Here is a 13729-nt window from a genome sequence, read left to right as displayed (position 1 = left end):
TTTATAAATTGCAGGATAATTGCCGCTAATACCATAAGTAATTTTAACTAGAAAATTGCGAGTTAGAACGGGATTGAAGTCATACTCAATCTAAGCAAGAATAAACTGGTAAAATCGTTTCATGTTGGTTTAGTACAACATAGTTGTTGATTTACTTCAACACCAATAGCAAAATTTCTACTGGATTGAGTGCTTGAATATACTCAGTCTAGAATGGGGTGCGATCGGCGATCGCGATTTTAATTAACCAAACGATCAATTTTCAATTCAATAACATTTCAATTCACATCGATCGAACTCTTAACATCACAATGGATCTTCAGTCAAAAAACAAACTGCATACTCTCCATCAAAAGCTGAAAAAGTGGTATCGATGGATGCTGCTCTTCGTGCTGTCCCTTAGTATTATCCTGACAGCATGGATAGTGATAGCACAGCAACCAGTTGTCTTGAATACCTTAATTCTTGCACCCGATGTCAAAGATCTGCGAGCAGGAATATTTCAAGACTTTGAGAAAGAAAATCCAGGGATTCGCATCAACGTCATTGAAGGTCCAAATGCTGCTAATTTAATTGAAGATCTTTACTCTTCAGCTTTTCTGTTAGGTGAATCTCCTTACGACTTAGTACTCTTAGATATTATTTGGACACCAAAATTTGCTGCGGCTGGATGGTTGTTAGACTTACAAAAACGAGTAAATCCAGAGGAATTAAAAGCATTTACAGCCCAAGATATCGAAGCAGGAAGATACAGGGATGGCTTATATCGCATCCCAATCCGTGCAGATGTTGGCATACTTTACTACCGCGAAGATTTACTCAAAGCAGCAGGATTAAAACCGCCAGAAACCTTTCAGGATTTAATTCAGGCATCCCAAACTTTACAAAAACAAGATAAGGTCGATTGGGGTTATGTCTGGCAAGGACGGCAATATGAAGGACTGTCAGCAATGTTCGTTGAAGTTCTTGAAGGTTACGGTGGATTCTGGGTAAATCCAGATACACAGGAAGTTGGGCTAGATAAACCAGAGGCAATTCAAGCAGTCCAGTTTCTCCGCAGTACGATTGAAAAAGGTATTTCTCCACCAGGGGTAACAACATACATTGAAGAGGACACTCGCCGCCTATTTCAAAGCGGTCAAGTTGCCTTTTTAAGAAACTGGCCCTATGTTTTACCTTTAGCAAATGAAAAAGGGTCTCAACTCAGAAATCGAGTAGCTATGAAACCAATGGTTCACGCCCCTGGAGAAACAAGCGGTGCTTGTTTAGGAGGCTGGGGTTTTGGTATTTCGAGTAACTCGACCCATAAAGAAGAGGCTTGGAAAGCCCTGCAATACTTTATGAGTCAGGAAGCACAAAAGCGATTTATCTTAGGGGCGGGATACGTACCCAGTCGGAAGGAATTATTTACCGACCCAGACGTTGTGGCAAAATATCCCTACTTTCCAGAGTTGCTGCAAATTGCCGAAAAAGCAGTTTTGCGTCCGGCAATTCCCCAATACGCGCAAGCTTCTGATATTTTGCAACGTTACCTCAGTGCTGCCCTTTCCAACCGTATGAGTCCCGAACAAGCCATGGAAGCGGCTGCTAAAGAAACCCGCACTTTATTAGGTCGAAATCAAGCTTAAGAAAAGTCAAAAGTCAAAAGTCAAAAGTCAAAACTAATAACTACTGATGACAAATGACACATGACAAATGACACATGACAAATGACAAAACTATGAAACTCGATGTCGTACAAAAAAGAGAACAGAAAACTGGATGGATCTTACTCTTACCAGCATTAATTGTCATGTTGGTAGTGTATGCCTATCCAATTTTACGAGCGTTTTGGCTGAGCGTCTTTACTCAAAACCTGGGAACTGAGTTAGAACTGGTGTTTTCCGGTTTGAGTAATTACGGGCGGATGTTTAACGACGGGCGATTCTGGCAAAGTTTGTGGAACACCAGCGTGTTTACAACCGCTTCCGTGTTGTCAGAATTAATTTTAGGTATTGGTGTCGCTTTGGTACTCAACCAAGCCTTTAAAGGACGGGGAATTGTGCGGACAATTACCTTAATTCCTTGGGCTTTGCCAACAGCAGTCATGGGGGTTGCGTGGGCGTGGATTTTTAACGACCAGTATGGTGTAGTTAACGATATATTACGCCGCTTAGGATTAATTGAAACAGGGATTAGTTGGCTGGGAAATCCGACACTGGCAATGATTGCAGTCATTTTAGCTGACGTGTGGAAGACAACACCATTTATTGCTCTGCTGTTGCTGGCGGGGTTGCAGTCAATTCCTGGCGACTTGTACGAAGCGCATTCTTTAGATGGTGCGACTCCGTGGCAGAGTTTCTGGAAAATTACCGTCCCTTTGTTAATGCCGCAAATTATTGTTTCTTTGTTGTTCCGTTTTGCTCAAGCTTTCGCTATTTTCGACTTAATTCAAGTTATGACTGGCGGTGGTCCTGGTGGGGCAACGGAAACGGTTTCAATTTACATCTACAGTACAGTGATGCGTTATTTAGATTTCGGCTACGGTTCGGCGTTGATTGTCGTGACATTTTTGATTTTAGTCATTGCTGTCGCGATCGCATCCTTCCTCTTAACTAGAGCGCGGGCTAATGCCGCAGGAGTACGTTAATTATGGCAATTGCACAATCGCGATCGCAAGCTAAGGCAGGGATAAATTGGCGAGCCATTTGGCTGCCAATTGCCGTAGTTTTAGTTGTAATATTCTTTCTCGCCCCCGTACTGTGGCAGGTATTAACTTCCGTAAAAGTTAACGAGGACATCTCAGCCGTTCCTACAGTTTACTTTCCCACTCGCTTCACCTTCGAGCATTACGCATCTCTATTTACCCGTCGTCCATTTGGACTTTACATTTTAAATAGTGCCTTTGTTTCTATTACCTCTACCCTACTGTGTCTAGCTTTTGGCGCACCAGCAGCTTATGTTTTGGCACGGTTGCGATTAGTGGGGAAGGAAGTTATTCTCGCGATCGTTTTGATTGTTACTTTATTTCCTACAGTATTACTATTTCTAGGACTGTTGGAAATCGTTCAAGTCACTAATTTAGCCAACAACTTTTTAGCGCTAATAATTCCATACACGGCGATTAATTTACCTCTAACAATTTTGGTAATGCGAAGTTTTTTCCAACAACTACCTAAAGATTTGGAAGATTCAGCGCGAGTAGATGGATACAACACATTTCAATTACTATGGAAGATTCTATTACCCATGACTCTTCCCGCTTTAGTGACGACAGGAATTCTGACTTTTATTGCTGCTTGGAATGAGTTCATCTTCGCTCTAACATTTATTTCGCGAGAATCAATGAAAACCATACCTGTAGCAACCGCTCAATTGAGTGGGGCTTCGGTATTTGAAATTCCCTACGGACCCATCGCTGCTGCAACCATTTTAGGCACTCTACCTTTAATTCTCCTCGTACTCTTCTTCCAGCGCAAGATCGTTCAAGGTCTGACTGCTGGAGCTGTTAAAGGTTAGTTTGTAGAAACGCGACATGTCGCGTTTCTACAAAATTCGTACTTCATCTTTTTAAAATCATGGCTAAACTCGAACTCAGAAATTTAAATAAAACTTATACTCCTAAAGTTGTCCCAGTTAAAGATGTGAGTTTGACTGTGGATGATGGAGAATTTTTGACGTTACTCGGTCCTAGTGGCTGTGGTAAGTCTACAGTATTGCGGATGATTGCAGGGTTAGATGCCCCAACTCGCGGACGCATCTTTCTGGGTGGGGAAGATATCACCTCCAAACGACCAGGCGATCGCAATATGGCGATGGTGTTTCAAAGCTATGCTCTCTACCCGCACATGACAGTCAGCGAAAACCTCGCTTCTGGACTGAAGCTGAAAAAAGTTTCTCGCGCCGACATCGAACAACGGGTAGCGGAAGTTAGCAGGCTATTGGGACTGGATGAGTTAATGAACCGCAAACCAGGACAGCTATCTGGCGGACAAAGACAACGGGTAGCTGTCGGTCGGGCGCTGGTACGTCAAGCTCAGGTATTCTTGTTAGACGAACCCCTAAGTAACCTCGATGCGTTATTGCGGGAACGAGTCCGCGCCGATCTCAAGCGCATATTTGCAGCCCAAAAAGCCCCTGTAGTCTACGTCACCCACGACCAAACCGAAGCAATGACGCTTTCTACTAAGGTGGCTTTGCTCAATGATGGGTACTTACAGCAACTCGACTCGCCCGATGGTATTTACAATCATCCGGCAAATCGATTTGTAGCAGGATTTGTTGGCAGTCCCCAAATGAATTTGCTTACCCTACCCTGTAAAGGTAGATCGGCAACGCTGGGAGATTTCCAAATTCCCCTACCTGATTTGCCCACCGTACCACCAGAAATTATTTTGGGTATCCGTCCTGAAAACGTCGGCATAGCCCAACCAGGCGATACTAGCTTTGTCCGAGGGCGAGTCAACGTTGTGGAAAACTTGGGAATGAACTATTTGGTCAATACGCGGGTCGACAGTCACAGCACCCCAACGCAGATCGTGCGGGCGTTGCTACCCACAGACCGTCGTTGGAACGAAGAGGAAGAAATTGCTCTTACCCTACCACCTCACCACCTGCACTGGTTTGACGTTCAATCTGGAGATGCTTTAATTGGGCGGCAGATGGCAGGAGTTTATTCGTAATTTGTAAATATAGAGACGTTACATGTAGCGCCTCTATATTTATGTCATTCTTCGCTGACTAACTTTCTGGCTTTATTGGCTCTCGCTTCAGCGTTTGTCATCACTTCGTCCATCTTCTCTTGGATTTCCCCTGGATAGTTTTCTAAGACTTTTGTGGAAAGAGAAATTCTGCCTCTACCTTCATCCAAATCGATAATGACTGCTTTGATTTCCTGCCCAATTTTAAACAGGGCGGGTAGAGAAGCGGTATAATTTTGGCTGACTTGCTTGATGTGGAGTAGACCGCTGACTCCATTAAGATCGACAAACACACCAAAAGGCTGAATGCTGGAAATTTTACCTGTAGCAAGTTGACCGATTTCCAATTGGCTGAAGCTACTGGCGCGAGTCGCTAGGCGGTTGGAAAGAACGAGTTTTTTATTGTCGTAATCGACTTCCAGAACACTAGCTGTCAGGGTTTGACCCTTGAGCGATTCCATGTTTTCTTTTTCAACTAAATGCGATCGCGGAATAAAACCTCTCAAGCCCAGCACGTCTACTGTCACGCCACCCTTATTTGCTCCTGTCACTCGTACCTGCACTGTCTGGCGATTCTCTTGCATCTGCTCGATGCGCTCCCAAATATGCTGAATTTCTAACTGACGGCGCGACAAAGTGACCTGTCCATCTGCATCTTGGTCGCGGATAATCAGAAACTCTAGTTCCTCTTGCAAAGGTAGTATGGTAGACAAATCCGTAACTTGTTGTAGGGAAGCTTGATCTGCTGGAAGAAAAGCAGCGGACTTACCACCAATATCGACATAAGCGCCGTTGCTGTCGTATTGAAAAACTTTACCGCGTACTGTTTGCCCTTTCTGGAACTGATAGTCATGTTGTTCCAGTGCTTTAGCAAAATCCTCCATCGAGAACGATGAACTAGATACAGATGGGGTCGAATCAGATTTCATAGGAATACAAAAAGGGAGTCGAGAGTCGTAGGGGCGGTTTTTTACAGAATATCCGTGAAATAATCCAGAATTCTGCGAATAAACCCGCCCGTACAGAAATAGGGAGCGGGAGGGGGGGACAAGCGAGACAAGGGAAGAATCAAAATTTAACTTCTGCCTCCTGCCTCCTCACAAAGTTTTAAACAGGTGTTTCACTTGCTCCCAGGCATCAGCTGTAGCTTCTGGATTATAGCTTGCGCGGCGATCGCAGAAGAAGCCATGACCTGCTCCATGATAGCGAAAGATCTTATAAGAGATGCGATGTTTAGTGAGTTCGGCTTCAATTCGCTCGATATGGTCGGTAGGGATGCTCCCGTCCTCCAAGCCAAAAAAAGCATAAATTGTGCCGGAAATCTCGGATGTACGAGATAGGGTAGGAGAACCACCACCAGGAGTACGGGTAGGAATGCCAGCCCCATAAAAAGCCGCAGTCGCTTTAATATCTGGTAAAGTTGCAGCTAGATAAGCGACGTGACCCCCAAAACAAAAGCCGATGCAACCGATCGCCTCTGGTTTAACTTGGGGTAAAGCTTTCAAGTAGTCGATCGCGGCTTGAATATCGCTTAACAGTTCTGACGCTTTGGTTTGCTCCCAAGCATATTTTCTCCCCACTTCCAATTCTTCTGGAGTATAGCCAGTCTCAAAACCTGGTGCTAGGCGTTGAAATAACGCAGGAGCGATCGCCACATATCCTAGCTTGGCAATTCTTTCCGTAATATCTCGGATGTGGGAATTTACTCCAAATACTTCTTGTAACACCACAATCCCAGGGTACGTCCCATCTACTGTTGGTGCTGCTAGGTATGCATCAATATCCAAACTGTCAGCCGAAATTTTGACGTGATTTGTCTGAATTTCTTTATCTGTCATGATGGTATAGATTCAGTTATCAAGGAGTGGTGAGTTGATAATTGGTAATTGGTAATTGGTAATTGCCTCCTTGTCTCCTTTGTTCCCACACCCTACACCCTCATTCTTCCCCTACTCCCTGCTCCCTACTCCCTACTCCCTAAAAAAATGGTTCAATTCCACATTCAGCCAGATAGCGATATTCCTGCTTCAACTCAACTTTACAATCAAATTCTTTACGCGATCGCCTCTAGACAGTTTCCACCTGGACAGCGTTTACCCAGTACGAGAGCTTTAGCAATCCAGACTGGTTTGCATCGCAACACTATTAGTAAAGTTTATCGTCAGCTGGAGGAAGATGGTTTAGTCGAAAGTTTGGCAGGTTCGGGCATCTACGTCCGCACTCAAGCTCATAATAGCAGCCCCCGCTCGTCTTCCCCCCTGATAGAAAAGTATCCCGCAGCAGAAAAGATTGTCCGACGCAGTTTAGAGGAATTACTCAAGTTAGGCTGTTCGCTCAACGAAGCACGGGAAGTATTTATCGCTGAAATTGATTGGCGATTGCGTAGTAGCGCTCAAGTCTTGGTGACGGTTCCAAGTGATGATATCGGTGTGGGTAAGTTGATGATCGATGAATTACAAAAAGCATTGGGTGTAAGTGTTCAGCTAGTTCCAATTGAGGAATTAGCAGCAATTCTAGAACAAACACCTTCTGGTACGGTGGTGACGAGCCGCTATTTTATTGGTGTTGCAGAAGCGATCGCCTCACCGAAAGGAGTGCGCGTCATCCCTGTAGATGTCTACGATTACAGTCAAGAAATTCACACTTTGAAAAAATTACCAAAGGGTAACTGTGTAGGAATCGTCAGCCTCAGCTCTGGTTTGTTAAGAGCTGCTGAAGTAATTATTTATAGCCTGCGGGGAAGCGAACTACTAGTACGAACAGCCCAAACAGGAGATAGTTATAAGCTTAATGGCATTGTCAAAAGCGCCCACTTAATTATTAGCGATCGCGCCAGTTATGTTGCTGTTAGAGCCGCCGTTCAGGCTGCGAGAGAAAACATTATTCGCCCGCCCCAACTCGTTTGTTGCGAAAATTATATTGCCACTGAGTCAATTGATTCTCTCAAACGAGAATTGGGGATTGATTAGAAGAGTTAATAGTTGTTGGTTGTTGGTAATGGGTAATGGGTAATTGGGTAATAGGTCCCTGATAACTGATAACTGACAACTGTTTAAACTTAAATCATTTACACTTAAAATATTAGATTAATACTCAGCATTTAGTAAACAAAATGACTGTAGACATTCATCCTTCCACTGGTTTGAAAGAAGCGATCGAGCAGCGCCGTGCGGCTAGAGCGTTTCGTTCCAATCCAATTCCCGAAGCAATTCTAGAAGCAATTTTTCAGATAGGATTACGCGCTCCCTCCGGCTTTAATCTCCAGCCTTGGCGGTTCATCGTCGTGCGAGAACAGCAAAATCTCGACAAACTGAAAGCCTGTGCCTTTAATCAGCGTCAGGTAGGGGAAGCCCCAGTCGTATTAATTTGCTGTGGCGATCGCGCCAGTGCTGAAATGGAAAATATTGAAGCTGTCATCGCATTGGGTTCTGAAGCAGGGGCGATGAACGATGACTTGGCTAACTATATGCGATCGCAAATTCCGTCTTTCTTTGAAAATCACCCCAGTTTCGAGTCGATGGAAGCTTGGACGAACCGCCACACCATGCTAGCTGTTGCCCATCTGATGTTAGTTGCTAAAAGCTTTGGTGTTGATAGTTGCCCGATGGAAGGCTTTTCTACGGCACAAGTCAAAGAAGCCTTTCATATTCCACCCCATGTCGATGTTTGCTGTTTAGTCGCCCTTGGCTACGCTGCCGAACCTTTCAAACAATACGGCGGACGCTTCAAAGCCGACCGCGTTTGCTTTAGCGAAACCTACGGCGAACCTTTTTTAGGTTAAATTTTATGTTGAACTTAGGGACGCACGGCTGTGCGCCCCTACTCTTCACATTCACACAGATACCGGGAGCGCCAAAAACTCCCGTACTCGCTGCAAATAACTTTGAGGATCTTCCAGCATGGGAAAGTGAGCCGTATTGGGGATCGTCACAAACTCCACGCGATCGCTCAATGCGGCTGCCTGCTTGCCCATCGCCGCCGGAATAATCTTGTCATACTCCCCAGAAATTAATAACGTCGGCACTTTCAGACGGGTAAACTCCTGCGGCATCACTTCTGCTGCTGTCTTGCTGACAGAAGTAAAAATCGTTCCCAAAGCTGCTTCGTAATCCGCTACCAAAAAATCTTCTAGAAAAGCTTGGCGTTCGGCAGCAGGAATAGAACGATGGAGAAACCGCGCCATAAACATGCGATCGACAAATGGTATTTTCTTCAACCACTGGGGGCGAAACTTGACAACGTAACCGCCAAATTTATGAAAGGCAGCAAAAGCCTTCTCTTCATACTCAAAGATCCCGCTACAAGTAAGAATCGCTTTTTCTACCCGTGCTGGATAGCGATTGAGAAAAAATGTTGCTACCGACGCTCCCATCGAATGAGCGTTAAGGTATACCCGATGTAATTCCAATCGATCCAGCAATCCTGCAAGATCTTCGGCGTACTCTTCTAGCTCGTAGCTTAACTCAGCGATCGCCTCAGCTTGTGCTTGCGGTGACTTTGCCTCAGCTACATCAACGTTAGCAGTAGATAGGGCAGGTTTCCCGCGCGATCGCCCAAATCCCCGCATGTCATATAACAAGCAATCGAACTGTTCTGACAGTACTTGTGCCGTACTGTGCCAATAACGAGCTGAACCAGCCCAGCCATGCAGAAATACCATTACAGGCTTATCTTGTTTGGCTTCCGGTGTCCGAATCCACTCGTAGTAATGCTCAACGCCACGGACTGAAATATAAGCCATCTACTGTTTGTCCTTTGTCATTTGTCATATATCATTTGTTAGTGGCTTGGGGCAAATGACAAATGACGATTGACCAACGACCATCAAGCCGATTCCGGTTTGGGCAAGGAAGACGGATGCAGCAGCAGTTCGGCGGTAGAGCGTTTCTCCACCATTTCCCGCGTTACCGCACAACGAGTTAGATCTTTACGCGATGGCAACTCGTACATCAACTCCAACATGAGTTCTTCTACAATTCCTCGCAGCGCCCGCGCCCCTGTCTTGCGACGATAGGCTTCTTGGGCGATCGCCCGCAGGGCTTCAGGTTTGAACTCTAGTTGAACGTTATCCATCTTCAGCAGTTTTTGATACTGCTTGACTAACGCGCTCTTAGGCTGAGTCAGAATTGCCACTAACGCTTCTTCATCCAATGGTTCGACCACAGCTACCATTGGCACGCGCCCGATAAATTCGGGAATCATGCCAAATTTTACCAGATCGTCTGGCTCTAAGCGGACGAGAATATCTGCCGTCCGCTTTTCTCGCGATAGCCCTTCCCCTGGCTGAATGAAACCTATTGACTTTTTGCCAATTCTCTGCTCTACCACTTTTTCGAGACCGACAAAAGCCCCACCGCAAATAAATAGGATGTTGCTAGTATCGATTTGGATGCAGTCTTGATATGGGTGTTTTCGTCCCCCTTGGGGTGGAACGTTCGCCACCGTGCCTTCCAGCATTTTTAGCAGCGCTTGTTGTACGCCTTCTCCCGAAACGTCCCTGGTAATTGAGGGGTTTTCACTCTTGCGGGCAATTTTATCAATCTCATCGATGTAGATAATGCCTCTTTGAGCTTCTTCTACATCTAAATCGGCAACTTGCAATAATCTGAGTAAGATGTTTTCTACATCCTCGCCAACGTACCCTGCTTCTGTCAGTGTCGTGGCATCGGCAACCGCAAACGGTACGTCAAGAATTTGCGCTAAAGTTTGCGCCAGTAGAGTTTTGCCGCAACCAGTCGGACCAATTAACAAAATATTAGATTTTTGTAACTCTACGATATCTTCTGCACCAGCTTTACCGCTACTATTTTTCGACTGTACTAAGCTCAGGCGTTTGTAGTGGTTGTAAACTGCTACCGATAAAACTTTTTTCGCCTCATCTTGACCGATAACGTGTTCGTCGAGATGTGCTTTAATCTCGCGGGGTTTGGGAATTTGGTTGAGCGAAATCCCCCCAGTTCGACTGCGCCGCTTTGGTGGTGGTTCTGGACGAGGCTGTTGGGGTGCAGCAGTAGTTGAGTCTAATAACTCCTCATCCAGAATTTCATTGCACAAATCTACACATTCATCGCAGATGTAGACTCCCGGTCCGGCAATCAATTTCCGTACCTGCTCTTGCGATTTGCCGCAAAATGAACACTTTAAATGGGAGTCGTACTTAGACATAAGAAGCCTCTTACTTCACTGATGTGACTGCTTCGCCCGCTTTGGGGAGATTTTGCTTAGAGATCGTTTGGTCGATCAACCCGTAATCTTTTGCCTCTGCTGCCGACATGAAAAAGTCGCGTTCCGTATCGGCTTCGATTCTCTCCAAGGGTTTACCTGTGTGGTAGGCGAGGATTTCATTTAATCGCCGCTTGTGGTAGAGGATCTCTTTGGCTTGGATCTCAATGTCAACTGCTTGTCCTTGAGCGCCACCGAGGGGTTGATGGATCATGATTCGCGCGCTGGGTAGAGACATCCGTTTTCCGGCTGCTCCGGCTGCGAGCAAAAACGCTCCCATACTAGCTGCTAATCCAAAACAAATAGTAGCAACATCAGAGCGAATCTGCTGCATTGTGTCATAAATCGCCATACCAGCCGTGACAGAGCCGCCTGGAGAATTAATGTAAAGATGGATATCTTTTTCTGGGTCTTCAGCTTCTAAGAATAACAACTGAGCCACGATCGAATCAGCAACAGCATCATCGACTGGAGTGCCCAAAAAAACAATCCGCTCTCTGAGCAATCTAGAGTAAATATCAAAGGCACGTTCTCCCATGCCTGATTGCTCCACTACCATTGGCACGATGTTGCTAGGACTAATCGTAGAGTTTAGCTCTAGATGTTTGTGGCTGCTAATGAGTGGATAGTATGAGGACTGAGATACAAGCATAGATAATTGTTCCAGAAGTAGAGCCAGATGCAGTGCATTTAACTGGCGCTGAAGGCGATCGCACTTTTCACCAGTGGCTTTGCTATCTGTTGACTATTATGCCTCATGAACTAGGGGTTAGGAGTTGGGAGAAAAAAGAGAGAAATTCAAAATTCAAAATTCAAAATTCAAAATTCTCCGACTCCCTTGTACGGGCGGGTTTCGATCGAAGATTTATTGACGTAAGCGTGAATATGCTTGCTAAACCCGCCGCTACGACTCCCAACTTACTCAGTTTCAGTTGCTTCTACTGTTATAGTCGCTTCTGACGCTTCTGGCTGGGTCGATTCTTCTATAATTTCCGCATCATCAATTTCATCCTCTTCATCGTCCTGTAAAGAGCCTTCTGGTACGAGTTCGATCGCGGAATGTTCTTCTAGCCAAGCAAAAATCTTGTCTGTTAGCAGTTCTTCTTGGACGACTTCTTTGAGCCTTTCTCGATCGATATCTTGACCGGAGTATTCAGCCATTAGCTCTTTGACCCGTGCTTCCACGGCAGCTGGCTCGATTTCAATCGATTCTTTTTTCGCGACTTCCTGTAGAGCTAGCGATCGCTTCAATCGATCGATCGCTTCTGGACGCGATCGCTGTCTTAGCTGCGGCACTGTATCTTTAGTAAACAGTTTCTTGACATCAATTCCTTGTCTTTGGAGCTGCATCGCCGTTTGCGTCAACACCGAATCGACCTCTTGCTCGATCATCGTCTCCGGTAAATCGGCTTCTAGATGCTCGATCAGATCGTCTAGCAATGCCTGTTGCTTATTTGTCTTAGTTTTCTTTTCTGCTTCTTCGCGAAAACGAGTTTCTAGCGTCGAGCGCAATTCTGCTAAAGTCTCAAATTCACTAATTTCTTGAGCAAAATCGTCATTCAGCTCCGGCAACTCTTTCTCTTTTAACTCTTTTACCGTTACCGTAAACTTTGCTGGCTTGCCTGCTATTTCTTGCTGAGGATATCCTTCGGGAAACTGCGCCGATATTTCCTTTGTTTCCCCTGGACTCATACCGACAATGCCATCTATAAAGCCTTCAATAAATCTTCCTGGTGATAGCTCTGTTTCAAAATCCGTGGCTGAGGCTCCTTCGATCTCCTGTGGTTCTTCGCCTTCTGCTTCCGGTATGAGATAGCCCTTGAAGTCGATAATGACTACATCTCCCATTTGCGCCGCCCGCCCTTCTACAGGAATTAAGGTAGCTCGTTCCTGGCGATTTTCTTCTAAAACTTTTTCTACCCTTTCTGGGTCGTATTTAACTTCCTCTGCCTTAACTTGTAAGCCGCTGTACTGCTTCAGCTCAATTTCCGGCAGTACATCCACCGCAGCGGAGAATGTCAGGGGTTTTCCTGGCTCGAACGCACCAATCAAATCCTCAAAAGAGGAACGCAACTGAGGTTGACCGATCGCTTCTATTTCTGCTTGCTTAATGGCTTCCGTAATGCCACTTTGAATTAACTCTTCTAATGCTGCTGCCTTGATCCGCGTTGTCCCTAGCCGTTGCAATAAGATTTGGCGCGGCACTTTACCTTTACGGAACCCAGGAATGTTGGCGGCGCGGGTGAAGTTTTGAATTACCTGCTCGTAACTCTGTTGAGACTTGTCGGCGGGAATTTCTATTTCCAGACCAATTTGACTGGCGGGAAGCTTTTCCTGGGTGACTTTCATTTTGATAGAGGATATGTAACTGATTGTTTTTTACCTGCTGAAGTACCACACTAGCACTAGTCCTACCCCGATCGCCTAATGCCATAAATTAGCGGCTGTGACCGACATTGCTTGCCTTGAGTGAGGACGACTTCTAAAGCGTTTTAGCTTTTCTGTTTGCTTGGCTCTCGACTTGCTCGGACAAATAACTGCTTTGAGGTCTAGTTGCTAGACGTAACTAGTCATCTATAGACTATACTGCTGGAACACCTGTTATGAACTGAATGCATTCTCCTCAATTTTCTGATAAGATGCCAGCTTATATGTGATGATAATTGTTAAAATCATTGGAACTTTTTGCGACCATCCGTCCCAATCCGCCAGCGATCGGCGAAAGCCGAAGGTTAACTGAATTGTTAAAATTACTTAAGTAGGGAGATAGAAAACGGCAGACAAGAGGCAGAATAGTGAATCCTTAAATCTATAGATAGACTTTTTAT

Annotated in this window: 12 protein-coding genes; 6 read left to right on the top strand and 6 right to left on the bottom strand. The window is 45.3% G+C overall.

All coding sequences use genetic code 11. The features are described from left to right. The first annotated feature begins 311 nt into the window (after positions 1-311). The 4 genes from ACRC32_RS11395 (at position 312) to ACRC32_RS11380 (ending at position 4661) form a co-directional block, all read left to right on the top strand. On the top strand, positions 312-1628 hold the full coding sequence (locus tag ACRC32_RS11395; RefSeq protein ID WP_438554067.1) for an ABC transporter substrate-binding protein: 1317 nt from the start codon (positions 312-314) through the stop codon (positions 1626-1628). A gap of 74 nt (positions 1629-1702) precedes the next feature. Then, positions 1703-2629, top strand: coding sequence for a carbohydrate ABC transporter permease (locus ACRC32_RS11390; RefSeq protein WP_438554066.1), 927 nt, complete (start codon positions 1703-1705; stop codon positions 2627-2629). Positions 2630-2631: 2 nt separating this feature from the next. Beyond that, positions 2632-3498 carry a carbohydrate ABC transporter permease gene (locus tag ACRC32_RS11385; protein WP_438554065.1) on the top strand — a complete coding sequence of 289 codons (867 nt, stop codon included), beginning with the start codon at positions 2632-2634 and terminating at the stop codon, positions 3496-3498. Positions 3499-3557: 59 nt separating this feature from the next. Continuing rightward, on the top strand, positions 3558-4661 hold the full coding sequence (locus tag ACRC32_RS11380) for an ABC transporter ATP-binding protein (protein ID WP_438554064.1): 1104 nt from the start codon (positions 3558-3560) through the stop codon (positions 4659-4661). 44 nt (positions 4662-4705) lie between these two features. On the opposite strand, the gene ACRC32_RS11375 is transcribed toward ACRC32_RS11380, so the two are convergent. Both ACRC32_RS11375 and ACRC32_RS11370 read right to left on the bottom strand, forming a co-directional pair. Next, positions 4706-5608, bottom strand: coding sequence for a S1 RNA-binding domain-containing protein (locus ACRC32_RS11375; protein ID WP_438554063.1), 903 nt, complete (start codon positions 5606-5608; stop codon positions 4706-4708). Between the two features lie 168 nt (positions 5609-5776). After that, a complete protein-coding gene (locus ACRC32_RS11370; RefSeq protein ID WP_438554062.1) occupies positions 5777-6517 on the bottom strand; it encodes a dienelactone hydrolase family protein in 741 nt (246 codons plus the stop codon). Between the two features lie 147 nt (positions 6518-6664). Between ACRC32_RS11370 and ACRC32_RS11365 the strand changes: the two genes are divergently transcribed. Further along, a complete protein-coding gene (locus ACRC32_RS11365) occupies positions 6665-7648 on the top strand; it encodes a GntR family transcriptional regulator (protein WP_438554061.1) in 984 nt (327 codons plus the stop codon). Positions 7649-7791: 143 nt separating this feature from the next. Further along, a complete protein-coding gene (locus ACRC32_RS11360; protein ID WP_438554060.1) occupies positions 7792-8460 on the top strand; it encodes a nitroreductase family protein in 669 nt (222 codons plus the stop codon). Positions 8461-8511: 51 nt separating this feature from the next. On the opposite strand, the gene ACRC32_RS11355 is transcribed toward ACRC32_RS11360, so the two are convergent. The 4 genes from ACRC32_RS11355 to tig all read right to left on the bottom strand — a co-directional run bounded on the left by ACRC32_RS11355 (position 8512) and on the right by tig (position 13250). Next, on the bottom strand, positions 8512-9420 hold the full coding sequence (locus ACRC32_RS11355; RefSeq protein ID WP_438554059.1) for an alpha/beta fold hydrolase: 909 nt from the start codon (positions 9418-9420) through the stop codon (positions 8512-8514). A gap of 83 nt (positions 9421-9503) precedes the next feature. After that, positions 9504-10844 (bottom strand): ATP-dependent protease ATP-binding subunit ClpX, encoded by a 1341-nt coding sequence (clpX, locus tag ACRC32_RS11350; protein ID WP_438554058.1) that lies wholly within the window; start codon positions 10842-10844, stop codon positions 9504-9506. 10 nt (positions 10845-10854) lie between these two features. Beyond that, on the bottom strand, positions 10855-11553 hold the full coding sequence (gene clpP, locus ACRC32_RS11345; RefSeq protein WP_438554057.1) for an ATP-dependent Clp endopeptidase proteolytic subunit ClpP: 699 nt from the start codon (positions 11551-11553) through the stop codon (positions 10855-10857). Between the two features lie 266 nt (positions 11554-11819). Then, a complete protein-coding gene (tig, locus tag ACRC32_RS11340; RefSeq protein WP_438554056.1) occupies positions 11820-13250 on the bottom strand; it encodes a trigger factor in 1431 nt (476 codons plus the stop codon). Between the last annotated feature and the right edge of the window lie 479 nt (positions 13251-13729).

Source organism: Chroococcidiopsis sp., from assembly GCF_051657925.1.
In the GTDB taxonomy this organism is placed as follows: Bacteria; Cyanobacteriota; Cyanobacteriia; order Cyanobacteriales; family Chroococcidiopsidaceae; genus Chroococcidiopsis.
This window is presented reverse-complemented; position numbering and strand designations above follow the sequence as displayed.

Excerpts from the sequence above, each read along its gene's own strand:
- ACRC32_RS11395 (WP_438554067.1), top strand. The coding sequence starts at position 312 with ATGGATCTTCAGTCAAAAAACAAACTGCATACTCTCCATCAAAAGCTG.
- ACRC32_RS11390 (WP_438554066.1), top strand. The coding sequence starts at position 1,703 with ATGACAAATGACAAAACTATGAAACTCGATGTCGTACAAAAAAGAGAA.
- ACRC32_RS11385 (WP_438554065.1), top strand. The coding sequence starts at position 2,632 with ATGGCAATTGCACAATCGCGATCGCAAGCTAAGGCAGGGATAAATTGG.
- ACRC32_RS11380 (WP_438554064.1), top strand. The coding sequence starts at position 3,558 with ATGGCTAAACTCGAACTCAGAAATTTAAATAAAACTTATACTCCTAAA.
- ACRC32_RS11375 (WP_438554063.1), bottom strand. The coding sequence starts at position 5,608 with ATGAAATCTGATTCGACCCCATCTGTATCTAGTTCATCGTTCTCGATG.
- ACRC32_RS11370 (WP_438554062.1), bottom strand. The coding sequence starts at position 6,517 with ATGACAGATAAAGAAATTCAGACAAATCACGTCAAAATTTCGGCTGAC.
- ACRC32_RS11365 (WP_438554061.1), top strand. The coding sequence starts at position 6,665 with ATGGTTCAATTCCACATTCAGCCAGATAGCGATATTCCTGCTTCAACT.
- ACRC32_RS11360 (WP_438554060.1), top strand. The coding sequence starts at position 7,792 with ATGACTGTAGACATTCATCCTTCCACTGGTTTGAAAGAAGCGATCGAG.
- ACRC32_RS11355 (WP_438554059.1), bottom strand. The coding sequence starts at position 9,420 with ATGGCTTATATTTCAGTCCGTGGCGTTGAGCATTACTACGAGTGGATT.
- clpX (WP_438554058.1), bottom strand. The coding sequence starts at position 10,844 with ATGTCTAAGTACGACTCCCATTTAAAGTGTTCATTTTGCGGCAAATCG.
- clpP (WP_438554057.1), bottom strand. The coding sequence starts at position 11,553 with ATGCTTGTATCTCAGTCCTCATACTATCCACTCATTAGCAGCCACAAA.
- tig (WP_438554056.1), bottom strand. The coding sequence starts at position 13,250 with ATGAAAGTCACCCAGGAAAAGCTTCCCGCCAGTCAAATTGGTCTGGAA.